Source organism: Streptomyces sp. A18, assembly GCF_059026065.1.
Genome location: NZ_JBWLKL010000004.1, coordinates 300,026 through 324,981, shown reverse-complemented (window position 1 = coordinate 324,981; position 24,956 = coordinate 300,026). Strand labels below are relative to the sequence as shown.

Annotated in this window: 20 protein-coding genes; 16 read left to right on the top strand and 4 right to left on the bottom strand. The window is 71.6% G+C overall.

Annotated features, from left to right (window positions below):
- Positions 1–29: 29 nt before the first annotated feature.
- From AC5P1C_RS09490 to AC5P1C_RS09470, 5 genes are all read left to right on the top strand, one after another.
- Positions 30–1,319: an aspartate aminotransferase family protein gene (locus AC5P1C_RS09490; protein WP_493865371.1), complete on the top strand. Its 1,290-nt coding sequence runs from the start codon at positions 30–32 to the stop codon at positions 1,317–1,319.
- 12 nt (positions 1,320–1,331) lie between these two features.
- A complete protein-coding gene (locus AC5P1C_RS09485; RefSeq protein ID WP_493865246.1) occupies positions 1,332–1,826 on the top strand; it encodes a type II toxin-antitoxin system RatA family toxin in 495 nt (164 codons plus the stop codon).
- 16 nt (positions 1,827–1,842) lie between these two features.
- Positions 1,843–2,844 (top strand): beta-ketoacyl-ACP synthase III, encoded by a 1,002-nt coding sequence (locus tag AC5P1C_RS09480; RefSeq protein WP_493865370.1) that lies wholly within the window; start codon positions 1,843–1,845, stop codon positions 2,842–2,844.
- 103 nt (positions 2,845–2,947) lie between these two features.
- Positions 2,948–3,187 (top strand): acyl carrier protein, encoded by a 240-nt coding sequence (locus AC5P1C_RS09475; protein WP_493865245.1) that lies wholly within the window; start codon positions 2,948–2,950, stop codon positions 3,185–3,187.
- Positions 3,187–4,425 (top strand): beta-ketoacyl-[acyl-carrier-protein] synthase family protein, encoded by a 1,239-nt coding sequence (locus AC5P1C_RS09470; protein ID WP_493865244.1) that lies wholly within the window; start codon positions 3,187–3,189, stop codon positions 4,423–4,425. The genes AC5P1C_RS09475 and AC5P1C_RS09470 overlap by 1 nt, the downstream gene beginning before the upstream one ends.
- 84 nt (positions 4,426–4,509) lie before the next feature.
- On the opposite strand, the gene AC5P1C_RS09465 is transcribed toward AC5P1C_RS09470, so the two are convergent.
- The 3 genes from AC5P1C_RS09465 to AC5P1C_RS09455 are packed head-to-tail and all read right to left on the bottom strand — an operon-like array spanning position 4,510 to position 8,889.
- On the bottom strand, positions 4,510–4,836 hold the full coding sequence (locus tag AC5P1C_RS09465; protein ID WP_493865243.1) for a RedY/HapK family protein: 327 nt from the start codon (positions 4,834–4,836) through the stop codon (positions 4,510–4,512).
- Positions 4,837–4,891: 55 nt separating this feature from the next.
- Positions 4,892–6,070 (bottom strand): L-prolyl-[peptidyl-carrier protein] dehydrogenase, encoded by a 1,179-nt coding sequence (gene redW, locus AC5P1C_RS09460; protein ID WP_493865242.1) that lies wholly within the window; start codon positions 6,068–6,070, stop codon positions 4,892–4,894.
- Positions 6,067–8,889: a polyketide synthase gene (locus AC5P1C_RS09455; protein ID WP_493865241.1), complete on the bottom strand. Its 2,823-nt coding sequence runs from the start codon at positions 8,887–8,889 to the stop codon at positions 6,067–6,069. The genes redW and AC5P1C_RS09455 overlap by 4 nt, the downstream gene beginning before the upstream one ends.
- 273 nt (positions 8,890–9,162) lie before the next feature.
- Between AC5P1C_RS09455 and AC5P1C_RS09450 the strand changes: the two genes are divergently transcribed.
- The 9 genes from AC5P1C_RS09450 (at position 9,163) to AC5P1C_RS09410 (ending at position 20,427) form a co-directional block, all read left to right on the top strand.
- Positions 9,163–9,423 (top strand): acyl carrier protein, encoded by a 261-nt coding sequence (locus tag AC5P1C_RS09450; RefSeq protein WP_493865240.1) that lies wholly within the window; start codon positions 9,163–9,165, stop codon positions 9,421–9,423.
- Positions 9,420–11,285, top strand: coding sequence for an aminotransferase class I/II-fold pyridoxal phosphate-dependent enzyme (locus AC5P1C_RS09445; protein WP_493865239.1), 1,866 nt, complete (start codon positions 9,420–9,422; stop codon positions 11,283–11,285). Before AC5P1C_RS09450 ends, AC5P1C_RS09445 begins: the two co-directional genes overlap by 4 nt.
- Positions 11,286–11,295: 10 nt before the next feature.
- Positions 11,296–12,894 (top strand): D-alanine--poly(phosphoribitol) ligase, encoded by a 1,599-nt coding sequence (locus tag AC5P1C_RS09440; protein ID WP_493865238.1) that lies wholly within the window; start codon positions 11,296–11,298, stop codon positions 12,892–12,894.
- Positions 12,878–13,804: a thioesterase II family protein gene (locus AC5P1C_RS09435; protein WP_493865237.1), complete on the top strand. Its 927-nt coding sequence runs from the start codon at positions 12,878–12,880 to the stop codon at positions 13,802–13,804. The genes AC5P1C_RS09440 and AC5P1C_RS09435 overlap by 17 nt, the downstream gene beginning before the upstream one ends.
- Positions 13,801–14,859 carry a methyltransferase domain-containing protein gene (locus AC5P1C_RS09430; protein WP_493865236.1) on the top strand — a complete coding sequence of 353 codons (1,059 nt, stop codon included), beginning with the start codon at positions 13,801–13,803 and terminating at the stop codon, positions 14,857–14,859. Before AC5P1C_RS09435 ends, AC5P1C_RS09430 begins: the two co-directional genes overlap by 4 nt.
- A 37-nt stretch (positions 14,860–14,896) precedes the next feature.
- Entirely contained in the window at positions 14,897–17,632 is a 2,736-nt protein-coding gene (gene redH / locus AC5P1C_RS09425) for an undecylprodigiosin ligase RedH (RefSeq protein WP_493865235.1), read from the top strand.
- 2 nt (positions 17,633–17,634) lie between these two features.
- A complete protein-coding gene (locus AC5P1C_RS09420) occupies positions 17,635–18,462 on the top strand; it encodes a 4'-phosphopantetheinyl transferase family protein (protein WP_493865234.1) in 828 nt (275 codons plus the stop codon).
- Between the two features lie 8 nt (positions 18,463–18,470).
- Positions 18,471–19,688 (top strand): RedV protein, encoded by a 1,218-nt coding sequence (locus AC5P1C_RS09415; RefSeq protein WP_493865233.1) that lies wholly within the window; start codon positions 18,471–18,473, stop codon positions 19,686–19,688.
- Positions 19,689–19,821: 133 nt separating this feature from the next.
- On the top strand, positions 19,822–20,427 hold the full coding sequence (locus AC5P1C_RS09410; RefSeq protein ID WP_493865232.1) for a short chain dehydrogenase: 606 nt from the start codon (positions 19,822–19,824) through the stop codon (positions 20,425–20,427).
- 334 nt (positions 20,428–20,761) lie between these two features.
- On the opposite strand, the gene AC5P1C_RS09405 is transcribed toward AC5P1C_RS09410, so the two are convergent.
- Positions 20,762–22,153: a cystathionine beta-synthase gene (locus AC5P1C_RS09405; protein WP_493865231.1), complete on the bottom strand. Its 1,392-nt coding sequence runs from the start codon at positions 22,151–22,153 to the stop codon at positions 20,762–20,764.
- Positions 22,154–22,308: 155 nt separating this feature from the next.
- Between AC5P1C_RS09405 and AC5P1C_RS09400 the strand changes: the two genes are divergently transcribed.
- Both AC5P1C_RS09400 and AC5P1C_RS09395 read left to right on the top strand, forming a co-directional pair.
- A complete protein-coding gene (locus AC5P1C_RS09400) occupies positions 22,309–23,328 on the top strand; it encodes an SGNH/GDSL hydrolase family protein (protein ID WP_493865230.1) in 1,020 nt (339 codons plus the stop codon).
- Between the two features lie 365 nt (positions 23,329–23,693).
- A complete protein-coding gene (locus tag AC5P1C_RS09395; protein ID WP_493865229.1) occupies positions 23,694–24,914 on the top strand; it encodes an acetyl-CoA C-acetyltransferase in 1,221 nt (406 codons plus the stop codon).
- Positions 24,915–24,956 lie beyond the last annotated feature (42 nt).

The window sequence follows — 24,956 nt, the reverse complement described above, 5'->3', positions numbered from 1 at the left end:
TGCCCTTCCGGGCGACCACTAGGGGAACCATGACCACAGTCGAAACTCCGGGCGCCGCCGAGGCCACCGACGCGGACACCCTGATCGAGCTCTACCGGACGCGGATGAACAAGGGCCGCGCCACCCTCGGCGAACTCTTCGGCCGACACGTCGAGTTGGCATCGGACGGGGCCTGGGTCACCGGTGAGGAGGGCCGCCGATTCCTCAACTGCGGGGGCTACGGCGTCTTCATCACCGGAGCCCGGCACCCGGCGGTCCTCTCCCGGGTCACCGAGCAGCTGGGCCGCCATCCCGTCGCCACCCGGCTCTTCCTCGAACCACAGGCGGCCTACGCCGCGGACGCCCTCGTCGCCCACACGCCCGAGGGTCTCGAACGGGTGCACTTCGCGTGCGGCGGCGCCGAGGTGGTGGAGGCGGCGATCAAGCTCGCCCGCACCCAGGGCCGCACCCGTCTCGTGGCCACCGAGGGCGGCTACCACGGCAAGACGATGGGCGCGCTCAGCCTCACCGGCAAGGACGTCTTCCAGGACCCGTTCCGTCCACTGCTCCCGGGGGTCGACCACGTCCCGTACGGCGACGCGGCGGCGTTGGAGCAACTCCTCGCGACGATGCCCGGCGAGGCCTGCGTCGTCCTGGAGCCCGTGCAGGGCGAGGCCGGGGTGATCCTCCCGCCGAGCGGCTACCTGCGCGACGTACGCCAGATCTGCGACACCCACGGAGCCCTGCTCGTCCTCGACGAGATCCAGACCGGCCTCGGCCGGCTCGGCGCCTGGTGGGGTGCCGAGCTTGCGGGCGTCGTGCCCGACATCCTGCTCACCGGCAAGGCACTGGGCGGCGGCATCATGCCCGTCTCCGCGCTCGTCGCCACGCCGGAGGTGTTCTCGGTCTTCGACAAGGACCCCTACCTGCACACGTCCACGTTCTCCGGCTCGCCCCTCGCGATGGCGGCGGTGCGCGGTGCCCTTGCCGCGATCGAGGACGACGGCCTGGTCGACCGCGCCCGCGTCCTCGGCGGCGAGCTGCTCACCGAACTCCGCGCGATCGCCGTACGCCACTTCGGCGACACCGTGGCCGAGGTGCGCGGCCAAGGGCTCCTGATCGGCGTGGAGTTCACCGAACCCGGCCTCGCGGGGGAGCTCCTGATCGAGCTGCTCGACCAGGGCGTCATCGCCAACCACTCGCTCAACTCGCACATGGTGCTGCGCTTCACTCCCCCGGCAGTGCTCGCGCCCTCGGACGTGACGTTCCTCTACGAGGCGTTCGACCGGGCATGCCGCGCTCAGGCGGCGCAGTACGTCCCCACCGTTCCGACTCACTAGGCGGCAAACCCCATGCGTAGCGTGCAGCTTGTGATCGATCTGCCCGGCATCGACCCCGACACCGCGTTCGCGGCGATCGGCGAGTTCGGCCGGTTCCCCGACCTGGCACCCGCGGTGCGCTCGGTCGAACCGCACGAGGGCGGCAGCGACTGGGAGGTCTACTTCCGCAACGGAATCCTGCGCTGGACGGAGACCGACCGCTCGGACGAGACCGCCCGCACCATCGACTTCGCACAGGCGGACGGGGACTTCGAGTCCTTCGCGGGACGCTGGCACGTGGTCGCCACGGACCGCGGCGCCAAGGTCGACTTCACCACCGACTTCGACTTCGGCATCCCCAGCCTGGTCGGCATCCTCGATCCGGTCGCCGAGCGCGTCATCAAGGAGACGATCAGCCTGATCGTCATCGGCCTCTTCCCCGTCGGAACGGTCGTCGGCGACACCAAGCTCGCCGACCGGCTCGCGTCCCTGACCCCGCCCGCGACGACGCCTGCGGGCGCGGCCTGATCCGGGGATGACAGCGATGAATCGGGCCTCGATCCTGGCCGGACTCGGCACCTGGCTGCCGCCCCGGATCGTCACCAACGACGATCTCGGCCGGGAGCTCGACACCTCCGACGACTGGATACGCAGCAGGACCGGCATCGGGCGGCGGCACATCGCCGAACCCGGCACCGCCACCTCCGACATGGCCGCCGAAGCCGGTGGCCGGGCCCTGAAATCCGCGGGACGGGAGCACGCGGACGCGGTCGTGCTCGCCACCACCACCCCTGACCGGATCTGCCCGGCCACCGCTCCACTGGTCGCGGCCCGCCTCGGGCTCGGGCCGGTACCCGCCTTCGACGTGTCCGCCGTCTGCACCGGCTTCCTCTACGCGCTGGCCACCGCCCGCGGTCTTATCGCGGCGGGCACGGCCGACAGCGTCCTGGTGATCGGGGCGGACACCTACTCCAGCCTCCTCGATCCGCAGGACCGTTCCGCGCGTGCCATCTTCGGTGACGGGGCGGGTGCGGTGCTCCTGCGGGTGGGCGACCCGGACGAGCCGGGTGCGCTCGGACCCACCGTGCTCGCCAGTGACGGCGAGGGCGAGGAGCTGATCTCGGTCCGTTCGGGCGGCTCCAGGGAGCCGTTCCGCGCGGAGACCGCCGCCGACGCAGACCCGTACTTCCGGATGAACGGCAAGGCCGTCTTCCGCAACGCGGTGGAGCGGATGACGGAGAGCTCCCGCCGGGTGGCACAGGAGTCGGGCTGGGATGTGGAATCCATCGACCGGCTGCTCGCGCACCAGGCCAACCTCCGCATCCTGTACGCCGTCGCCGACCAGCTCCGACTGCCGCGCGAGCGCTGTCCGGTCCACCTGGACCGGGTCGGCAACACGGCCGCGGCCTCCCTGCCGCTGGTCCTCGCCGACGCGGTGACCCAGCGGCGTCTCGTCCCCGGCCACCGCACCGTGCTCACCGCCTTCGGCGGCGGACTCACCTGGGGCGCCGCCGCCCTGACCTGGCCGGACGTACAACCCGCATGACCCCTCTGAACTGCCATGCCGCTCATCACCTACTCGCACCACAGGCTCCACAGACACCACAGGCACCACACCGACCAACCACACCACCCTTACGGAGATACCCATGAGTGACGTGTACGCACGCTTCGTCGACCTCTTGGTGAAGGGCTTCGGCGCCGAGGCCGGCGAAGTCTCCGAGAGCACCACCTTCATGGACCTGGAACTCGACTCCCTCGCCCTGGTCGAGCTGACGATCGCCGCACAGCAGGAGTTCGACGTGCCCATAGGCGACGACGAGCTGCACGCCGAGGACACGATGGCGCACGTCGCCAAGGTGATCGAGGCCAAGCTGGTGGGGGTCTGATGGGGGCCGGTGACGGCCGCTTCGACGCCGCCATCACCGGCCTGGGGATGGTGACACCCGCCGGGATCGGGGTGTCACCCACCTGGGAGCGGCTGCGCGCCGCCGAGTCCACCTGTGCCGGTCCGGTCCCCGGACTCAGCGGCGAGCCGGTCGAGTTCGGCGCCGAGGTACCCGACTTCGACCCGGTGAAGGCCATCGGCCGGCGCAAGGCGTGGCGGCTCGACCGGCACAACCAGCTGGCACTCGCCGCCGCCGCGGAGGCGGTCGCCGACTCCGGGCTCGACCCGGCCACCTGGGACGGGGCCCGCGTCGGTGTCGTCCTCGGCGTGGGTCTCGGCGGGGCCGGAACCTGGGAGGCCCAGCACCGCAAGCTCCTGGAGCAGGGCACGGCAAGCATCTCGCCGATGCTGATCCCGATGCTCATCTGCAACATGTCGGCCGGTCACCTGGCGATGGAGTACGGCGCCAAGGGACCCAACTTCGTGACGGTGACGGCCTGTTCGTCCGGCACGACCGCCATCGGCGCCGCCCGGGAGCTGCTGCGCGGCGGCGTCTGCGACGTGGTCCTCACCGGCGGCGCGGAATCCTGCATGGTGCCGTCGATCGCCGGCGGCTTCGCGCAGATGGGTGCGCTCTCCCGGCACGCCGAGGACCCCACGGTCGCATCGCGCCCCTTCGACGTGAACCGGGACGGCTTCGTGCTCGCCGAGGGCGCTGCCGTCCTGGTCCTGGAGCGCATGGAGGACGCCGCGGCGCGCGGCGCGCGGGTACGGGGGCGGGTGAGCGGGTACGGCGCGTCCGCGGACGCGTACAACCCGACGGCACCCGACCCGCAGGGCGCGGGCGCCGAGCTCGCGGTACGGGCCGCGCTGCGGGACGCGGGGGTCGGTCCGGAGGCCGTCGACCACGTCAACGCCCACGGCACGTCCACTCCGCTCAACGACGCTGCGGAGGCCCGGCTGATCCGCCGGGTCTTCCCGCACCAGCCGCCGGTCACGTCCGTCAAGGGGGTGCTTGGGCACACGCTCGGCGCCGCGGGGGCGATCGAGGCGGCGGCGGCCGCGCTGACCCTGGAGCACTCCTTCATCCCGCCGACGGCGAATCTGGAGAGTCAGGATCCGGAGATCGATCTGGACGTCGTATGCAAGGAGGGCCGCGAGGGTCAGCTCTCCACCGTGGTCAGCAACTCCTTCGGGTTCGGCGGGCAGAACGCGGTCCTGTTGCTGAGCCGGGCCTGAGGTCAGGCGCGGGCAGTACGGGAACAGCGGGCCCCGGTCGCTTCACGCGACCGGGGCCCGCTGCTCTTTGTGCCGTCAACCGCCCTACCAGATCGATGACTTGGAGTATCCGGCGCCTATCCGTTCACCGGCCGTCTCGTCGACGACGAGGGCCATCGCGTCGAAGGCCTGCTCCAGCTCGTGGAACGCGTCCAGCTTCATGTCCCGGTCGAAGGCGTCCCGGTCGGTGACACCGATGACCTCGAAGTAGTGGAAGGGCGCCTCGGGGTCGCGCGACGCGCGTTGGACGCTGAAGCTGACGACGCTGGGCAGTGCGGGGCACGTCGCGTAGTCGACCTCGCTCACCCAGCGCTCGAAGCGCTGGGGGTCGACGGCGGGGCGGAGCTTGATGCGGTGGACGATGTACTCCACTGTCTGTTCCTCCGGGGAGTGGGGAGCGTACGTACGGGTGGCCGCGCGGGGCGCTTCAGCGGGTCGTACGGCGCCTGTGCGGCGGGCGGCCCAGGCCGAGCGCCCGAGCGATGTTGTTCTTCTGGATCTCGTTGGTGCCGGAGAAGATCCGGGAGGGCAGGGCGTCCCGCAGGAACGTCTCCGCCTCTCCGCCCACGATCCCCAGGCCGCCCCTCAACTGCACGGCATCCAGGCCGAGTTGTACGGCTGCCTCGCTGACCGCGAGCTTGGCGAGCGCGGGCCCCACCTCGTCATGGCTGCCCTCGTCGAGGCCGACGGCGGCGCGGAAGAGCATCAGGCGCGCCGACTCGTAGCGCAGCATCATGTCGACGATGCGATGGCTGACCGCCTGGAACGAGCCGATGGGGGTGCCGAACTGCTCGCGCTCCCGCACGTAGTCGATCGTGGAGTCCAGGAGCCGCCGCATGCCGCCGAGGTAAGCGGCGAAGAGGCAGGTGCGCTCCCATCGCATCGACGACGTGAAGACGGCAGCGCCGCCGCCCTCGGCGCCCAGGACCTGATCGGCCGGCACGGCGACGTCCTCCAGATGGACATCGGCCATCGGCGAACCGCGCAGGCCCACCTTGTCGTACGGACGGCCGACCGTGAGGCCGGGTGTGCCCGCCTCGACCAGGAAGGAGGTCACCCCGAAGTAGCCGCCCCCGGGGTCGGTCACCGCCTGGATCAGGAAGACGTCGGCGACCGGGGCGTTGGTGGTGAAGCACTTCTCGCCGTTCAGGACGTAGCGGTCGCCGTCCCGTACGGCGCGGGTCCGCAGGTTGAGCGCGTCCGACCCGGCCTCCGGCTCGGTGATGCCGTGGGCGGCGATCAGCTCCCCGGAGGCGAGCTTCGGCAGCCAGCGCTTCTTCTGCTCGGTCGTGCCGAACTCGACCACCGGCATCAGGCAGGCGTACAGATGCGCGGCGACGGAGAAGGCGAAGCCCGTGTCCCGGCAGCCGCGGCCGAGTGCCTCCATCAGCGCGGTGGCGGTGACCGCGTCGAGGCCGGAGCCGCCGAACTCGTCCGGGACGCAGGTGCCGGTGACGCCCTGCCGTCCGGCGAGGAGCCACCGGCGGCGGAAGTCGTCGGCGTCGAACGTCTCGGGTGCCTGCAGCCTGTTCTCGGCGAAGTCCGTGAGCGTCGCGCACATCTCTTCGGTGTCGCGGTCGAGGGTGAAGCTGATCAGCGGGTTCATCGGGGGAGGTCCGTCCCATCCTTCGGTGCGTCGTCACGGGGAGTGCTCGGTGTGGCGGGTCCGGCCGCCACGGGGCCGGGCTCCTCGACCAGCAGGTGGTAGTTGATGCCGCCGGTGCCGAAGGAGCTCACCGCGGCCCGGCGCGGGCGGCCCGGTGTGTCCGGCCACGCCTTGGGGGCGATGCCGATCACGGCCGGGAGCGCGTCGAGGCCCAGTGCCGGGTTGGGGCGGTGGAGGTTGGTGTTCGGGGGCAGCGTCCCGGCGCGCAGGGCGAGCACCGTGCGCAGCAGACCGGCCCCGCCCGCCGCCGCGAAGGTGTGACCCACGAAGCTCTTCGCGGAGCCGATCTCCAGGGGGCGGGCACGGGCGGCGCCTCCGTAGACCCGCCCTGTGGCGGTGATCTCCACCCGGTCGCCGACCTTGGTGCCGGTGCCGTGCGCCTCCAGGTAGTCCACGTCCGACGGCGCGTGGCCGACCTGTGTGAAGGCCTGGCGCATGGCACGGACCTGGCCTTCCACGTCCGGGGCGATCAACGACTTGGCGTCGTTGGCGGCGCCGGCGCCGGTGAGCAGGGCGACGATCTCGTCGCCGTCCCGCTCGGCGTCCGAGCGCCGCTTGAGCAGGAACAGCGCGCAGCCGTCGCCGGGCGTGAAGCCGTCGGCGTCGGCGTCGAACGGGGTGATCCTGCTGTGCGAGAGCAGACCGAGCGCCGAGCAGAGCGCCATGTCCCGTGCGGCGCAGGGCAGTTCGACGCCACCGGCAAGGGCGTAGTCGACGGTTCCGTTGCGCAGGGCGGTCATCGCGGTGTCCAGGGCGGCCAGCGACGAGGCGCAGGCCGCCTCCACCGCGAGCGGTACGGCGTCGAGACCGTACACACCGGCGAGCAGCGCGGCCGAACCGCTGGCCAGCGCGCCGTCCAGGGTGTGGGGCGTCGGCTCGGCGGGGCGGCCGTACGACTTCCGGGCGGTGTCGAGAAGTTGCTCGACCTCCGCCACGGAGAGCCCCTTGAAGGCGGTCAGGTCCCGTACGTGGTCCTCCAGTTCCCCGAGGGAGCCGTCCACGTAGGCCTGCCGGTCGGCGGTGAGGCCGAGGTTGCTGGCCAGGGCGATGAGACCGCACCCGGTGAGGGGTCGGCCGCCGCGGCGGCCGAAGAGCTCGGCGGCGACCGCGAGCGTCATGCGCTGGGCGGCGTCCATCGCCGCGTACCGCTCGGCCCCGATCTCCGTGCCGGGCGGTGGTGACTGCGGGACCGGAGCGTGGCCGCCCAGCTCCGTGTAGCTGCGGTTGAGACTCAACGAGCCGGGCGTGTAGTGGAGTTCGCGGTCGAGGCGGTCGGCGGGCACCGGGCGCAGTCGGTCATGGCCCGCCAGCATCATCCGCCAGTAGGCGTCGGCGTCCTCGGCGTCGGCGAACCGCCCTCCGTAGGCCACCACGGCGATCGGCTCGGGCAGTTCGGCGATCCGCGGCACGGCGTCCGTCGCCGTCACCCGCCCCTGGGTTTCGACGCGCCGCGGTACGTATTCCTCCAGGGTCAGGTGACACAGCGTCCCGGTGAGCGAGGCCCCGGTGACGGCGGCCCGGCGAGGTGCGGAGTCCTCGGGCGCCGCCCAGTCGGCCGCGGGTACCTGGCCGCTCCGGGTGCGGTGTGCGGGCAGCGTGCGGTGGTGCAGCGCGAGCGCCGCCGTCGTGACGGCGGCGAGACCGGCGTGGGCGAAGGTGCGCCCGATCCGGTGGCGCACCGCGCCGACCACCGGCCCGTCGGCGCCGAACTCCGCCTTCAGGGCGGCCAGTTCGCTGCTCTCGGCTTCATCGGCGGCGGCTGCGGCGCGCTCGACGTACTGGACTGCGGCAGGTCCCGCGCCGGTGGGCCCGTGGGCGGCGCGGATGACGTCGCGGTGCCGCGCGGCCGAGGTCTCGTGGCGGAACGCCCCCGCGCGACCCCGGTGCCGGATGCGGGAAGTCGCGATCGTGGCGTAGATCCGGTCGCCGTCGCGCTCGGCCGCGGCGAGCGGCTTGAGCAGCAACGCGCCTACACCTTCGGAGAGTTCGCCCGACGGGTCGGCCGCGGCGAGCGGCTGCGGCAGCAGCCCTTTGGTCCGCAGCAACGTGGCGAGGAGCCCGCTCTCCCGCAGCTGCCCGGTGACGACCAGGGCGCGCTCGGCGAGCCCGGAGCGCAGTGAACCCATGGCCTGGTCGAGCGCGAGGAACGAGGTGGCGTCGGCCGACTCCACGGCGAGCGTACGGCCGCGCAGCCCGAACGCCGACGCGATCCGGGCCGGGATCGTGCTCGCCATCTCGCCGACCCTGTCGTGCGGTGCGGCGCCCAGGTTCCGCTGGAGCAGTCCGCGCAGCTCCTCGGCGGCCTGGCCCGCGTTCTCCGCCGCCTCCGGGCTGCCGGTGGCGAGCGCGGCGCGTTCCACCTCGCGGGCGTATCCGCTGCCCGCGATGCGCAGGGCGTTGGCGTACTGCCGGTCGAGGCCGAAGCAGGTGCCGACCACGACGTCGGTGCGGTCGTCCCCGCCGGTGCGGCCGGCCCCGGCGTCCGCCAGGCACTGGTCGGCGGCCTCCAGCATCAGGAGCTGCAGCCGGGCCATGGAGCGCGCCTGCACGGGCGGGACGCCGAAGCGGGCCACGTCGACCGCGGGCTCCTCAGGTGCCCAGCGAGCCGGCCCGCGCATTCCTTCCGTTTCGTCCCGTACCAATGTCCAGTAGGCCTCAGCCCCCACTGCCCGAGGAGTGAGCGCGGCGATTCCGATGATCGCCGTGCGCTCGTTTCCGGTGTTTTCCTGCTCATCGCAGGCTGCGTCTTCGGAGTGCATGACTGGCAACTCCAGATTTTATCGTTCGGCCGGTTGGCGAAAAGCCGTGGAAACGTACCATAGAAATTCAACACTCCGACGACGATGTGCGGCAAGCATGACTTTCCCGCCCCGGCGCCCGGCACGCCTCCCGGGAACTTGCCCGCAGACCCCTTCCCACCTGCACCAATGCGCGCAACAGTGGATTTACATCCGAATCTCAGCGGGATGCAAGGCAGGTCTGCAACTGTTGTCACGGCTCGGCATTCTGCCGAATACAAGTCTAAGGCGGCCATGATTACTGAGCAGTCGATCATCGAATACATAGCCACGGCCTGGCTTGACGGTGACACCGAGGGCCTGGATACCGAAACACCTCTCACCGAATTGAGCATCATCGACTCCGCGGGAATTTTCGACCTGGTGCACTTCCTGCAGAGCGAATTCCGCATCACGGTTCCACTGCACGAGGTCGCACCGGGGAACTTCCAGACGGTCGGAGCCATCACCGCGCTCGTGGACCGCATCCAGAACGAGAAAGAGGGTGCCCGATGAAGGAGTCGGCGGACGTCGCCGAGGACCCCTCGCTCATCCACCGCCAGGTCGTCGAGATCGTCGCGTCCCGCACGCTGTACGACATCGCGCGCCTGACGCCGGAGAGCGACCTTGAGGGCGAGCTCGGCATCGACTCCGTGGTCCTCGAGTCGATCCTGGAGGCCTTGACCCAGCACTTCGGCCTGAAGGGCGATCTTGACTCATCCCCGGCGACCCTGCGGGAGTTGGTGGCGGACGTGACCGCGGCGCTGGGCGACGCCCCCGCACCGGCCGACGCCCCCGCGGCCGACGACGGTGCGGACGACCCGCTGCTGCACACCCTGGTCGTCACGGCCATGCGGCACACCCACTACCAGCGTCAACAGCTGGGTCTCGACGCCGACTTCGAGAGCGAGCTCGGCATCGACTCGGTCGTCCTCACGTCGATCATCGCGGACACCGCCGATGCCGCCGGGATCCCGCAGGAGGCCACCGACGGCGTCCTGGCCACCACCTTGCGCAAGCTGCACGCCGAACTCGCCGCACTCCAGCCGCTCGACGGCCGGAACGCGGGTACGCGGACCACGGGCGCGAGGGCCGAGGCAGGCGAGGGGGGCGAGTGGGACAGCCGCTCCATGAAGGACTTCATGGAGGAGCGCGACCCCGACCTCTTCGCCAAGGCCCGCTCGTTCCGCCAGTACCGGACGCAGCGCGAGCAGGAGAAGCTCTACTGGTACGGGATGCCGCACCGCGCGATGAGCGGCAGCCGCGCGGTCATCTACGACGACCTGGAGGGCCGGGAGCGCGAGTTCCTGATGTTCGCCTCCAACAACTACCTCGGCCTCGCCAATCACCCCAAGGTGATCGACGCGGTCTGCGACGCCACCCGATCCTTCGGCGCCACCCACACCGGCTCCCGCATCATCGGCGGCACGAACGAGCTGCACCGCGAGCTGGAGCGCAGGCTCGCCCGCCTCAAGGGCCGTGAGGCCTGCGCGGTCTTCCCCGGCGGCTACTCCGCCAACCTCGGCGTCATCTCCGGCCTGGTGAAGAGCTATGACGCGGCCATCGTCGACCGGCTCAACCACATGAGCATCGTGGACGGCTGCAAGCTCTCCGGCGCGGTCCGCAAGATCTACCGCCACAACGACATGGCCGACCTCGAACGGGTCCTGCAGCGCTGCCGCGGCGAGGCCATGGGCAAACTCATCGTGGCCGACGGCGTGTTCAGCATGCACGGCGACGTCTGCGACCTCCCCGAGATCGTGCGCCTGGCCCGCGAGTACGGCGCCCGCGTGCTGGTCGACGACGCGCACGCCACCGGCGTCCTGGGCGAGCGCGGCACCGGAACCGCCGAGCACTTCGGCCTCAAGGGCGAGGTCGATCTGGAGCTCGGCACGATGAGCAAGGCGCTGGCCGGCATGGGCGGCTTCGTCGTCGGCGACGAGGAGGTCATCGACTACCTCCGCTTCTACGCCAACTCCTATGTCTTCGCGGCGAACATCCCGCCCGGCACGGCCGCGGGCCTGATCGCCTCGATCGACGTCATGGAGTCCGAGCCGGAGCGCGTCACCCGGCTCTGGGACAACATCCGGACGCTGCGCTCCGCGCTCCTCGACGCCGGGTTCGACCTGGAGCACTCCGAGAGCGCCATCCTGCCGATCGTCATCGGCGACGAGCGCACCGCGATGGAGATGGGCCGGGCCGTGCGGGCACGCGGGCTGTTCTGCCAGACCGTGGTCTTCCCGGGCGTACCGCTGGGCGACGCCCGGCTGCGCATCAGCGTCACCAGCGAGCACACCACCGCCGATCTCGAAGAGGCGGCGGGAATCTTCGTCGAGGCCGGACGTGAGGTCGGGGTCCTTTCCCCGTCCGAGGGGTGAGGGGCGCACCGTGAAGAAGGGGAACATCTCCGTGATCCGGCTGCCGCGCGGACTCGACGCGGACGACCTCGCCCGTACCGCACTGGTCGGCGAAGACCCGCTCTCGTACGGCGAGTTGACCGACCGGGTCGACGCGCTCGCCCTGCGGCTGCGCGCGGCCACCGCCGGGCCCGGCGAACGCGTGGCCATCTGGCTGGACAAGCAGCCGCGCTACGCGGAGGCGATCCTCGCCACCCTGGAGGCCGGATGCGTGTACGTACCGCTGGACGGCGCGCAGCCGGCCGGCCGGGTGACGACGATCCTCCGTGACTCGTCGCCCACCGTGCTGTTCACCGACCACGGACGACTCCGCAGGCTCACCGCGTCGGAACTGCCGCGGTCGCTGCGCGCCATTGTTCTGACCGATGCCCCGGCCGACGGTGCGCAGGACGCCGGGGCGGCGGGTTCGGCTGCCGCCGTGGTCGCCTGGACGGAGTTCGCCTGTGCCACTCCCACCGGTGGCACAAAACCCGCCGAACGCCCCATCACACCCGACGACTTGGCCGCCCTGCTCTACACCTCGGGCTCCACCGGAACGCCCAAGGGCGTGAAGATCTCCCACCGAAACCTCGCCAACTTCGTCGGCTGGGCGCTGGAGGAGCTTGATGTGGGCCCCGCGGACGTCTTCGCGAACCACGCCTCGTTCAATTTCGACCTCAGCACCTTCGACCTCTTCACCGCGCTCGCCGCGCGGGCCTCGCTGTGGATCATCCCGGACGCCGAGTCCAAGGACGTGTCCGCGCTGGCGTCGGGCATCCGCAGGCACGGCGTCACCGTCTGGTACTCGGTGCCCTCGATCCTGCATCTGCTCACCGCGTCGGGAGCGCTGACGCCACAGGAGACGACCACACTGCGGTACGTCCTGTTCGCGGGCGAGGTCTTCCCCATCGGCCAACTGGCGGCGCTGGTACCCCTGTTGCCCGCCGACACCGCGCTCTACAACCTCTACGGCCCGACCGAGACCAACGTCTGCACCTACCACCGGGCCACCCCGGCCGACCTGCGACGGGAGCACCCGCTGCCGATCGGCTCCCCGATCAAGGGCGCTCACGTCCGGGTCGAGGACGCGGACGGCGGCACGGTGACCGACTCACGGGAGCCCGGCGAACTCGTCGTATCCGGCGAGTGCGTCACCCCGGGCTACTGGGGCCGCGAGCACGAGCCCGCCGCCGACGACCACCGCGGCGGCCGGCACCGCACCGGCGACCTGGTGGCCTACGAAGAGGGTCTGCTGGTCTACCGCGGCCGCAAGGACCGGATGGTCAAGCTCTCCGGCTACCGGGTCGAGCTCGGGGAGGTCGAGTCGGCCGTCCTGCGGCACCCGGCCGTCGAGGACGCCGCGGTGATCACCACCGGCGAGGGCGGCCGGGCGGGGATCGCCGTGTACTACGTCCTGCGCGAGGGAGCGAAGCAGCCGAACCTGCTCCAGCTCAAGCAGCACTGCAAGGAGCATCTGCCGCCCTACATGCTGCCGCACGCGGCGACCCGCCTCGCCGGTCTGCCGCGCAACGCCAACGGCAAGACCGACTACCGCGCACTGGCCGAAGGCGCCGGTGAGCCACCGTCCTGACGCAGCGCGCTCCGGTCGGCCGTCGATCGCCCCCGGACCCCGGCCCCTGCCCGCCGTACCCGACACCACCGAGGACACCGTGCCCCCAGCCGAACCCTCCGTCCGCGTACCGCCGGACGCCCGCGCCGACGGCCCGTGGTTCCCCGCGGGCGGCCCCGGCCACGCCGCGCCGGGGGCGCTGCCGCTGGTGTGCTTCCCGTACGCGGGCGGCACCCCTTCGGTCTTCCACCGCTGGAGCCGCCCGCTCGGCACCGGCGTACGGGTCGAACCGCTGCTGCTGCCCGGCCGCGGGCTGCGGCTCGCCGAGGAGCCGTTCACCTCGATGGGCCCGCTGGTCGACGCGATCACCGAGGCACTGATCGGCCGGCGGCTCGACGCGGGGTGTGCGTTCTTCGGCCACAGCATGGGCTCCCTGCTGGCGTACGAGGTGGCCTGCGCGCTGCGGGAGCGCGGCCGGCCGGGCCCCCTTGGCCTCTTCCTCTCCGGCAGCCGGGCCCCGCACAGCTACGGCGACCGCGGCGACAGCACCCTGCCGGACGAGGAACTCGTCGCGCTGCTCGGCGGCCTGGGCGGTCTCGGCGCCGGACGCAGCGCCGTGCGCCAGGCCTTCCTGCGCCGCCGGCTGCCCGCGCTCCGCGCCGACCTGCGGGTCTGCGACCGCTACCGGTGGCGGCAGCGGGACCCGCTCGACCTGCCGCTGACCGTGATGAACGGGGCCGACGACCCCCTCGCGCGCCCCGAACAGGCCGAGTCCTGGCGCCCGTACACCACCGCCGCGTTCCACCGGCGCGAGGTGCCCGGCGGCCACTTCTACCTGCTGGAGGAGCCGACCCAGGACCTCCTCCTGCGCGAGCTGCGCGGCTGGTGCGCAGGCCTCGCATCCGCCCGCTCACCACAGAGGTACTCATGACGTCGACCGGACACCGCCCGCGCAACGCCTCGCCGCTGACGACCGCGGCGACGGTCGTCAGGCTGCTGCGCTCCCCGCAGATCAGGCTGCTTCTGTCCCTCTCGGGCAAGCTGGTCACGCCGGTCTACCGGGCGGCCTTCCTGACGGCCGCGGCCGGCAGCGGAGTGCTGCGCCGGCTCGCCGAGAGCCCGGCCGATCTGCGCACGCTCGCCGCGGAGCTGGGCATCGAGGGCGACACGCACCGGCTGGGCCGCTGGCTCGACGCCGGGGTGAAGCTCGGCCAACTGCAGTCGCGGCACGGCCGGTACGCCCTGAAGAGCCGCCTGGCCAAGCAGCTCGCCCGGGTGGAGAACGACGCGGCGGCGGGCGCACTCGAGGAGGTCGTCCGCTTCCACCACCCGGTGCTCCTGGACGCCCCGCGCATGGTGCGCGAGGGCCGTTCGTTCACCCTGGGCGACCAGGACGGCTCGGTCATCGCCCGCTCCTCGCTCGTGGTGCAGCCGTTCATCGAGGAGGCCGTGTCCCGGATCCTGGACCGGCAGCGCGCCGTCCGGCTCCTGGAGATCGGCTGCGGCAGCGGCGTGTACGTGCGCCATGCCGCAGCGCTCAACCCCCGGCTCACCGCACTCGCCGTCGACCTGCAGCCCGAGGTCGCCGAGGAGGCCGCCCGGAACATGGACCGCTGGGGACTCGGCGACCGCGTCACCACACGCCAGGGCGACCTGCGCGCCCTGGCCTTCGACGAGCGCTACGACCTGGTCACCCTGCACAACAACATCTACTACTTCCCCGAGGCCGAGCGGGTCGAGGTGCTCGCGCGCGCCCGCGAAGCCCTGGCCCCCGGCGGCCGGTTGCTCCTCACCACCTCGTGCCAGGGCGGCAGCCCGAGCCTCGAAGTCCTCAACCTCTGGTTCGAGTTCGCCGACTTCGGTGGGCCGCTGCCGGTGGAGGAGGAGCTCGTGGCGCAGCTGCGGAAGGCGGGATTCACCGATGTGGAGGCCCACCGGATCGTCCCCGGAGAACAGTTCCGTGCCTTCGTCGGCACCAACTCCTGACCCACGCCATCCGTCCCGGCCCATTCTGGAGGCCCGTATGACCGCCACCGACGGCACACAGAACACCGAACACCCCGAGGGCGACACCGAGTTCGTCGTCATTCTCGGCTCCGGAACCCCTGTCGCCACCGAGCACCTGGGCGGCAAGGCCGCAAGGCTCGGCGAGATGATCGAGGCGGGGGTGCCCGTACCGCCCGCGTTCTGCCTCACGACCCGGCTCTTCCGGCGCTTCCTGGACGAGACCGGGCTCGCCGAGGAGCTGCGGTCCGGCGACACCCCGGTCCGCAAGGAGATCGTCGCCCGTGAGCTGCCGGAGCCGATCGCCCGGCTCATCCTGGACGCGTACGCGGCGATGGGCAGGCCCCGGGTGGCCGTGCGGTCGTCGGCGAGCAAGGAGGACTCGGCCGCGCAGTCCTTCGCGGGCCAGCACGACACGCTCCTGGACGTCGGCGGCGACGAGGCGCTCCTGACCGCGGTGAAGGAGTGCTGGGCCTCGCTGTGGTCGGACCGCGCCACGGTCTACCGGGAGGATCCCGCGGCGGTCGGCTCGATGGCCGTCGTCGTCCAGGAAATGGTCCACGCGGACGTCAGCGGGGTGCTCTTCACCATCGACCCGATGGGCGGCCGGCCGCACCGCATGGTCGTTGAGTCCTGCTGGGGCCTGGGCGAGGGCCTGGTGTCGGGCAAGGTCACCAGCGACCTGTTCGTGGTGGACGACCGCACCCTCGAGGTCGTCGAGCGGCGGGTGCGGTACAAGGTCACCCAGTGCGCGGCCGTGGAGCCCGGCCGCGTGGCCATGGTCAAGGTGGACACCGCGCGGCGCAACGTCGCATCGCTCACCACGGAGCAGCTCGGCGAACTCGCCCGGCTGGCCGTGCAGGTGCGCGACAGCTACGGCACCGAGCAGGACATCGAGTGGGTGCTCAAGGACGGCCGGATCTCGCTCCTGCAGACCCGGCCCATCACCACCAAGGCACAGCCGCCGAGCCTGCACACCCCGTACATCAAGGACGTGCCCGACCTGGTCCGGCAGAACACGATGTGGTCCCGGATGGACATCGGGGAGATCTTCGTCGGCGGGATGACCCCGCTCGGCCTGAGCTTCGCGCGCTACTACCAGCAGAACATCCACGGCGACTGCGTCCGCTCCATCGGCACCCGGCACACCGGCGACATGGACCTGCACATGGGCTACCTCCAGGGCCATGTGTATCTGAACGTCTCCTACACCTCGCACGTCCTCACCCAGAGCCCGCCCACCAAGGACGCGTCCGTCTTCACCGAGCGCTTCGCCAGCGAGGAGGTGGACATGCCCTCCTACCGCTCGCCCTTCGGCCAGTTCACCGGCGGTGTGCGGGGCGTGGTCGCCGCGGGGCACTGGGCGGGGAGCTTCGCGCGGGAGCTGGCCCAGATGCGGGGGCGCTCCGAGCGGATGGCCGCCTCCCGCCACCGCGCGTACGACCGGGCCCGCTCCCTGGACCTCACCAGGCTCACCCGCGCCGAGCTGGGTACCGAGTTCCGCCGCTACCTCGCGTACTGCAAGGCGATGAACGTGGGCTACATGCCTTACTACATCAACGCCTTCGCCTTCTACAGCGCGTTCTCCGACCTCTGTGCCCAGTGGCTCGGCGACGAGGGCACCAACCTGCAGAACCGCATCAAGACGGACATGTCGAATCTGCGGACCGTCGAATCGGCCCGTGAGCTCTGGGAGTTGGCCCAGGCCGCCCGGCGGAGCCCCGAGGTCCTGAAGACCATCGTGGACTCGCCGCTGACGGACATCGAGTCCGAGCTGCGCGCCACCGCCGAGGGACGTGCCTTCTGGACCTCGCACGTCGAGCCGTTCATGCGCACCAACGGCACCCGCGGGCGCCAGGAGATGGAGCTCACCCATCCGCGCTGGGTGGACGATCCCACCTACGTCTTCCAGATGGTCCGCCGCTATGCGCAGGACGAGGAGTTCTCCATCGACGACCTGCTGCGCGGCGACGGCAACGCCGCGCAGGAGGCCGAGGAGCTGCTGCGGGAACTGCCCGCGGTGAAGCGGGCCGTGCTGCGGAAGATCATGTCGCTCTTCGCCACCTGCAGCGAGCTGCGCGAGGTCAGCCGGATGGCGATGGTCACCTCGGTCTGGCTGGTCCGCACCGTCGTCTACGAGGTCGGCCGCCGCCTGGTGGCCGAGGGCGTCCTGCACTCCGAGGACGACATCGCCCACCTCGACTTCGAGGACATACGCACCTACCTGGCGGGCAACCGCGCTGCCGCCGACGTCTTCCCGCAGGCCAAGCTGGTCGAACGCAAGCGCACCCACGAGTACCACAACCGCCTGCCCGAGCCGCCGCTCACCTTCATCGGCGAGTACGACGTGACGCAGGCCCTGCGCGCACCGGAGAACAGCACACGCCTGGAGGGGCTCGGCTCCAGTCCCGGCCGGATCGTCGGGCGGGCTCGGATCATCGAGGATCTGGCGTGGCAGGCCGACGAGTTCCAGCCGGGCGAGATCCTCATAGCCCGCTTCACGGACGCCTCCTGGACGCCGCTGTTCGCCATCGCGGGCGGAGTGGTCACCGACATCGGCTCGATGCTGTCGCACAGCTCGATCGTGTCCCGGGAGTTCGGGCTGCCGTCGGTGGTGAACTGCAAGCACGCCACCCAGCACATCTCCACCGGCGACCTGATCACGGTGGACGGCGACGCCGGCCTGGTCGAGGTCGTCGAGCCCGCGGGTGCCGCGCGTACGCCGGACGCGGCCGGCGCGGAAGCCGAGGACTGACCGTGCCGCCCCTCTCAACGGCCCCGCCGGAGCCGTCCACGAGGTCCGCCGGGCGCCACGCGCTCCTGGCGGGCCTGGACGACCGGCTCCGGCTGGACCCCGCGCGCCCGCTGCTCGTCCACCGGGCGCCGGGTCCGCTCACCTTCGCCGTGGTCTCCATCGCGTGGCTGCGGTCCCTGGAGCCCGAGGCCCGGGAGGAGTTGGCCGAGTGCCGCCTGCACGCGTCCGAGCGTGCCGTCCACCGCGGGCTGACCCTGCCCAAGAGGCGCTCCGAGTGGCTGGCGGGCCGGCTCGCGATCAAGTACGCGGTCGCCGACCACCTCCGCAGGACCGGTGTGCCCGCCCCCGGGCACGCCCCGCGGGCCCCGCACGACATCGTCGTACGCACGGTCCCCGACGGGCCGCGGGCCGGAAAGCCCTTCGTCCGCGAGCCCGTGCACATCGGGCTCTCCCACTCGCTCGACTACGCCATCGCCGCCTGCGGGACCCACCCGCTCGGCATCGACCTGGAGGGGCAGCCGATGGGACCGCACGTCGCCAGGATGCTCGCCGTACCCGGTGGCAGGCACGCACCGGCAGGGCTGCGGCGGGTGGCCGGTATGCCACTGGCGCTGCGCTGGGCCTGCCGCGAGGCGGTCGTCAAGTACACCGGGGTCGCCGGCCGCAGCGCGCTCCACCAGACCCGGGTCACCGACTGGCAACCCGACGGCACCTTCCGCTGGTCCCCCGGGCCCACCCTGCTCCAGCACTCCCGCGGAGCCGACTCGCTGCCGGCCCACGGCTGGGCGCGGCAACTCGGCACCTACGCACTGGCCGTCACATGGAGGTAAGACCCCCCGTGGTCACCGCAGAACCCACCTCGTCCCGCACCCTGGTCACCTGTAGTGACTTCGGCCGGGCGCTGCAGACCGCTGCCGAGACCGCCCGGCTCGCCCCGTCCTCGCACAACTGCCAGCCCTGGGCGCTCGCCAGGCTGAGCAGCCCGGACGCCCGAGCCAGCGCGGCGCGGCTGCTCGACGCGTCGGGCGGCCGGCGCATGCGCGAGGACAGTGAGTACGTCGCCGTGGTCCTCGACCGTTCCCGGCAGCTGGACTCACTGGCCTCGCACGAGCTCGAAATGCAGCTGAGCTGCGGCGCGTTCACGCAGCTGCTCGTCCAGTCCCTGGCCTGCCAGGGCTGGTGGCTCGAGCGCAGCGTGCTCACGGACGAGCCGGGGGGATGGGCCTACCGCACCGTGCCCGCACCGGTGCGGGCGCTCGGCGCGTCCGGCTGGCGGCCGGGCTGGTCGCTCCTCGCCGTCCTGGAACTCCGCTATGCCGGTATGCCCGAGGGCAGCTTGACGGAGTATCAGGAACTGGCGGCAGCCCGCAGGACGAACCGCGGCCCGTACGCGGACAGCCCCCTGAGCACGGAGACGACGGCCCAACTCCTGTCTGCGGCACCTGGACTGCCCACCCAGGCGCCGGTCACCATCCGCCACCTCACGTCCCCGGCGGATCGCGAGCGCTTCGTCGACTTCGTCGCCCGGCACGCCGACCGCGACTTCAGCGACCGGGACGCCTGGCGCGAGACGTACCACTACGTGCGCCCCACCCGCGTCGAGGCCGAGCGGCGCGGTGACGGATTCAGCCTGAGCCAGCTGTTCGGCCGCGTCCACCCGCTGCGCGCGATGGTGCTGCGCACCGCGCTGCGCCCCGGCACCATGCGGCTGCTCAAGCACGTGGGCTACCCGCACCTCCTCGCCGCGCGGATGGCCGCCGCGATCCGCCCCACGCCCGCCTTCGTGGCCATGGGCTTCACGGAGACCTCGCCCAGCGCGGCCGACGCGCTGCGCGGCGGCGCCCGCCTGGCGGACTACTGGCTGACGGCCACCCGGCACGGCCTCGCGCTGCACCCCATCAGCATCGTCCTGCAGCACGAGGACCTGCGCCGCCAACTGCAATCGGGCCTGTCCCTGCCGGGCCGCACGTTCTTCATCAGCCGCCTCGGTCACGCCAGATCCGGCTTCCCCCCGGCCCCCCGCCGCCCGGCGAACAGCTTCACGCACACCTTGTAGGGACGTTCCTCGGGGCGGCGGAACGCCTCGGGGCGATCATGCCTCCGGGCTATGGGAACAACTATTGGACGCCCTGCCGCCCTCCCCGCGAACCTGGGCCCACCGACCGCCCTGCCCAGGAAGTGGGAGCCCCATGAGAATCGTCGTCATCGGTGCCACCGGCACCATCGGAACCGCCCTCGCCGACACCCTGGAGCGCGAGGGCCATGATGTCGTCCGGGCCTCGCGGGGAGGGCCCGTCACGGTGGATCTGTCGAAGCCCGCGTCGATCGACGCGTTGTTCGCCGGAATCGGTGCGGTGGACGCGGTCGTCGCCGTCGCCGGGAGCGGACGGATCGCGCGGATCGACGCGTCGTCCGACGACGACTACTTCCAGGGCCTGGAGGGCAAGATGCTGGGCCAGGTCCACCTGGTCCGGCGCGCCGCGCAGCACATCAAGGACGGCGGCTCGCTCACCCTCACGAACGGCATCTCGACGTTCTCCGAGCCCGGCCTCTCCTTCGCCGCCCTGGTGAACGGGGGCCTGGCCCACTTCGTGCCGGTCGCGGCGGCGGAGATGCCGCGGGGCATCCGGCTGAACTCGGTCAGCCCCGGCTGGGTCTCCCAGACCCTGGAGAAGATGGGCCGCGACGGGTCGCAGGGGACGCCGGTGGCGGACGTGGTCCGCGTGTACGTCGGGCTGATCGAGGGGGCGGGGCGGGGACTGGTGGTGGAGCCCGGGGCGACCGCGGCGAAGTGACAGCCCGTCACGCAGGCGGGCGCGTACAGGTGCGTCTGGAGGCGCACGTACGAGGCACACGTATACGAAGTCCATGCGCGAGGACCGCCGCACCCCCGGATTCCCAGGGGGCGGGACGACGGCGGTCCCCGCGAGGGACGTGGGCCGGGTCAGGACCAGGCCACGTCCAGGCGTTCAGAGGGTCCGGGAGCCGCTCCGGAGTTCCTGTACGCCGACAACAACCAATGTGCCGGAGCCGTGTTAAGCGGGTGCTGCGCGGACGTGTCGCGCTCGTACCACTTCCGCGAAGTTCGGACCACGGCCCGCGGCACACGGCTGACGGCCCGTCCAGCGGCTACTGCCCCTGCTGCTCCGCCAGGAAGGCCAGCAGGTCCTGACGGCTCACCACACCGGTCGGCTTGCCCTCGACCAGGACGATCGCCGCGTCGGCCGCGCCGAGCACCGACATCAGGTCGGCGACCGGCTCACCGGAGCCGACCTGCGGCAGCGGGTCCGACATGTGCTTCTCCAGCGGGTCGGAGAGCGAGGCGCGCTGCGTGAACAGGGCGTCCAGGAGCTCGCGTTCGACGACGGAGCCGATGACCTCGGCCGCCATCACGTCCGGGTGGCCCGCGCCCGGCTTGACGATGGGCATCTGCGAGACGCCGTACTCACGCAGTACGTCGATGGCCTCGCCGACCGTCTCCTCCGGGTGCATGTGGACGAGCGAGGGCAGCTCGCCACCTTCCTTGCGGCGCAGTACGTCACCGACACGAGGCTGGTCGCCGGGCTCCTCGAGGAACCCGTAGTCGTTCATCCACTCGTCGCTGAAGATCTTGCTCATGTAGCCGCGGCCGGAGTCGGGAAGCAGGACGACCACGACGTCGTCGGGGCCGAGCCGCTCGGCGACCCGCAGCGCGGCCACGACGGCCATCCCGCAGGAGCCGCCGACGAGCAGCCCCTCCTCCTTGGCCAGGCGCCGCGTCATCTGGAAGGAGTCCTTGTCGGACACCGCGATGATCTCGTCGGTCACGTTCCTGTCGTACGCCGTCGGCCAGAAGTCCTCACCGACACCCTCCACGAGGTACGGCCGCCCGGAGCCGCCGGAGTACACGGACCCCTCGGGGTCCGCGCCGACGACGGTGACCGCGCCCTTCGAGACCTCCTTCAGATACCCGCCGGTCCCGGAGATGGTGCCGCCGGTCCCGATGCCCGTCACGAAGTGGGTGATCTTCCCCTCCGTCTGCTCCCACAGCTCGGGGCCGGTGGAGTGGTAGTGGGAGAGGGGGTTGTTCGGGTTGCTGTACTGGTCGGGCTTCCAGGCGCCGGGGGTCTCGCGCACGAGGCGGTCGGAGACGTTGTAGTACGAGTCCGGGTGACCGGGATCAACGGCGGTGGGGCAGACGACGACGTCGGCACCGTACGCACGCAGCACATTGATCTTGTCGAGGGAAACCTTGTCCGGGCACACGAAAATGCACTTGTAGCCCTTCTGCTGGGCCACGATGGCGAGCCCGACCCCGGTGTTGCCGGACGTCGGCTCGACGATCGTGCCGCCGGGCTTGAGTTCCCCGCTCTGCTCGGCCGCCTCGATCATGCGCAGCGCGATGCGGTCCTTCACGGAGCCGCCGGGGTTGAAGTACTCGACCTTGGCCAGGACGGTCGCCTGGATGCCCGTGGTCACGTTGTTGAGCCTCACCAGCGGGGTGTTGCCGACGAGACTGATCATCGAGTCGTGGAATTGCACCGTTGTCTCCGGGCTGCGATGTAGTGCGACGAATGGGTGTCGTCAGACTAAGGGTCCCGTTCAGTCGTTCACCTCCGCTTGCGATTGGCCGACCGTCCTTACGGGGCAATGAGTTGATGTAGGGCGGTATGACCACGAGGAGGTGGCTGCACGGCATGTCGAGGGCGAGGGTGGCGCGGCGGATCGCCGCGGGCGCGGCTTACGGCGGCGGAGGTATCGGGCTGCTCGGCGCGGCGGCCGTGGGAGTGGTCCTCGCCGAGGTGCAGCTGGCGAAGCGGTCCGTAGGAAACAGCGGGGAGCATACGGGGCCGCCGCGGGCCGACGGACGCTACGGCTGGGGGTACGCGGACCGGCCGGACTGCGCGGAGCCCCTGCGGTTCGCGATGCTCGGCGATTCGACCGCCGCGGGCCAAGGGGTGCACCGGGCACGGCAGACTCCCGGGGCGCTCCTGGCGGCGGGGCTCGCCGCGGTGGCGGAGCGGCCGGTGGAGCTGCGGAACGTGGCGCTGCCGGGCGCCCAGTCGGACGATCTGGACCGCCAGGTGGCGTTGATCCTTTCCGACCCCTCGTCCTGGGTCCCCGACGTCTGCGTCGTGATGATCGGCGCGAACGACGTGACGCACCGGATGCCGGCGACGCGTTCCGTGCGCCATCTGTCGGCGGCGGTGCGCAGGCTGCGGACGGCCGGGGCGGAGGTGGTGGTCGGGACCTGTCCCGACCTGGGCACGGTGGAGAACGTCTACCAACCCCTGCGGTGGATGGCGCGGCGCGTGTCGCGGCAGCTGGCCGCCGCGCAGACGATCGGCGTGGTGGAGCAGGGCGGGCGGACGGTGTCGCTCGGGGACCTGCTGGGCCCCGAGTTCCTCGCGAACCCGCGGGAACTGTTCGGCCCCGACAACTACCACCCCTCAGCGGAGGGGTACGCGACGGCCGCGATGGCGGTGCTGCCGACGCTGTGCGCCGCGCTGGGGCTCTGGCCGGAGGAGGAGCGCCCCGACGTGTCGCGGCGCGAGGGCTTCCTGCCGGTGGCACGGGCCGCCGCGCAGGCCGCCGCGGAGGGCGGCACGGAGGTCGCGGCCGCGATGCCGACGGGGCCGCGCGGCCCCTGGGCCCTCCTCAAGCGCCGACGCCGCCGCCGCATCCACGCCCCGGACCCGTCGCCGCTGCCTCAGTAGGCCTGCCGGGGGGCGCCCGAGCCTGGCGACCGGCACCGTGCGGGGCTCGGCCTGCCACCGGGCCGGTGGGGCGCCGCGGGTCGTCTCCCACTGGCCCGCCCACCCACCCGATTGCCCTGCGGGGTAATGGGTGGGTGGGCGGGGAAAATCCGCCGCGGAGCGGCGGGCCAGGGATGCCCACCCAAGGCGACCCGCCAAACTGAGCAAGCGCTTAGAAAAATGCGTCCCGCATCACAGTCCCCGCCCGATGACTGGCCGCGGTACGTACAGGTAACTTCCCAAGGAGTCCTGAGTCCCGAGTCCTGAGTCCCGAGTTCCCCCAGCCCCGCCCCGCCCGGGGCGCCCCCGCCAGTAGGAGTGCCGTGATGCCCGAAGCCGTGATCGTCTCCGCCGCCCGCACCCCGATCGGCCGCGCCTTCAAGGGCTCCCTGAAGGATCTCCGGCCGGACGACCTGACCGCCACGATCATCGAGGCCGCCCTCGCCAAGGTCCCCGAGCTCGACCCGAAGCTCATCGACGACCTGATGCTCGGCTGTGGCCTGCCGGGCGGCGAGCAGGGGCACAACCTCGGCCGCATCGTCGCCGTACAGATGGGCATGGACCACCTGCCGGGCTGCACCATCACCCGGTACTGCTCGTCCTCCCTGCAGACCTCCCGCATGGCCCTGCACGCCATCAAGGCCGGGGAGGGCGACGTCTTCATCTCCGCCGGCGTGGAGATGGTGTCCCGCAGCGTGAAGGGCTCCAGCGACGGGCTCCCGGACACCCACAACCCCCTCTTCGCCGACGCCGAGGCGCGCACCGAGGCCGTATCCAAGTCCGAGGGCTCGAACTGGCACGACCCCCGCGAGGACGGCCTGATCCCGGACGCCTACATCGCGATGGGGCAGACCGCCGAGAACCTGGCCCGCTCCAAGGGCGTCACCCGCAAGGACATGGACGAGTTCGGCGTCCGGTCCCAGAACCTCGCCGAGGAAGCCATCAAGAACGGCTTCTGGGAGCGCGAGATCACCCCGGTGACGACCCCCGACGGGACCGTCGTCAGCAAGGACGACGGGCCCCGCGCCGGTGTCACCCTCGAAGGCGTCGAGGGCCTCAAGCCCGTCTTCCGTCCCGACGGCCTCGTCACCGCCGGCAACTGCTGCCCGCTCAACGACGGCGCCGCCGCCCTCGTGATCATGAGCGACACCAAGGCCCGCGAGCTCGGCCTGACCCCGCTGGCCCGCATCGTCTCCACCGGCGTCACCGGCCTCTCCCCCGAGATCATGGGCCTGGGCCCGGTGGAGGCGTCGAAGCAGGCCCTGTCCCGCGCCGGTCTCACCGTCGACGACATCGACCTCTTCGAGATCAACGAGGCCTTCGCCGCCCAGGTGATCCCCTCCTACCGCGACCTGAACATCCCGCTCGACAAGCTGAACGTCAACGGCGGCGCCATCGCCGTCGGCCACCCCTTCGGCATGACCGGCGCCCGCATCACCGGCACCCTCATCAACAGCCTCCAGTTCCACGACAAGCAGTTCGGTCTGGAGACCATGTGCGTGGGCGGCGGCCAGGGCATGGCCATGGTCATCGAGCGCCTCAGCTGACCCTCTGACCCCTGCGGATCCCTCGCGTCTCCATTGATTCGT

Bases quoted from the DNA above. Each gene is read 5' to 3' on its own strand.
- AC5P1C_RS09450 (WP_493865240.1), top strand. From the start codon at position 9,163: ATGATTACTGAGCAGTCGATCATCGAATACATAGCCACGGCCTGGCTT.
- AC5P1C_RS09410 (WP_493865232.1), top strand. From the start codon at position 19,822: ATGAGAATCGTCGTCATCGGTGCCACCGGCACCATCGGAACCGCCCTC.
- AC5P1C_RS09455 (WP_493865241.1), bottom strand. From the start codon at position 8,889: ATGCACTCCGAAGACGCAGCCTGCGATGAGCAGGAAAACACCGGAAAC.
- AC5P1C_RS09395 (WP_493865229.1), top strand. From the start codon at position 23,694: ATGCCCGAAGCCGTGATCGTCTCCGCCGCCCGCACCCCGATCGGCCGC.
- AC5P1C_RS09430 (WP_493865236.1), top strand. From the start codon at position 13,801: ATGACGTCGACCGGACACCGCCCGCGCAACGCCTCGCCGCTGACGACC.
- AC5P1C_RS09490 (WP_493865371.1), top strand. From the start codon at position 30: ATGACCACAGTCGAAACTCCGGGCGCCGCCGAGGCCACCGACGCGGAC.
- AC5P1C_RS09485 (WP_493865246.1), top strand. From the start codon at position 1,332: ATGCGTAGCGTGCAGCTTGTGATCGATCTGCCCGGCATCGACCCCGAC.
- AC5P1C_RS09400 (WP_493865230.1), top strand. From the start codon at position 22,309: ATGTCGAGGGCGAGGGTGGCGCGGCGGATCGCCGCGGGCGCGGCTTAC.
- AC5P1C_RS09480 (WP_493865370.1), top strand. From the start codon at position 1,843: ATGAATCGGGCCTCGATCCTGGCCGGACTCGGCACCTGGCTGCCGCCC.
- AC5P1C_RS09475 (WP_493865245.1), top strand. From the start codon at position 2,948: ATGAGTGACGTGTACGCACGCTTCGTCGACCTCTTGGTGAAGGGCTTC.
- AC5P1C_RS09445 (WP_493865239.1), top strand. From the start codon at position 9,420: ATGAAGGAGTCGGCGGACGTCGCCGAGGACCCCTCGCTCATCCACCGC.
- redH (WP_493865235.1), top strand. From the start codon at position 14,897: ATGACCGCCACCGACGGCACACAGAACACCGAACACCCCGAGGGCGAC.
- AC5P1C_RS09470 (WP_493865244.1), top strand. From the start codon at position 3,187: ATGGGGGCCGGTGACGGCCGCTTCGACGCCGCCATCACCGGCCTGGGG.
- redW (WP_493865242.1), bottom strand. From the start codon at position 6,070: ATGAACCCGCTGATCAGCTTCACCCTCGACCGCGACACCGAAGAGATG.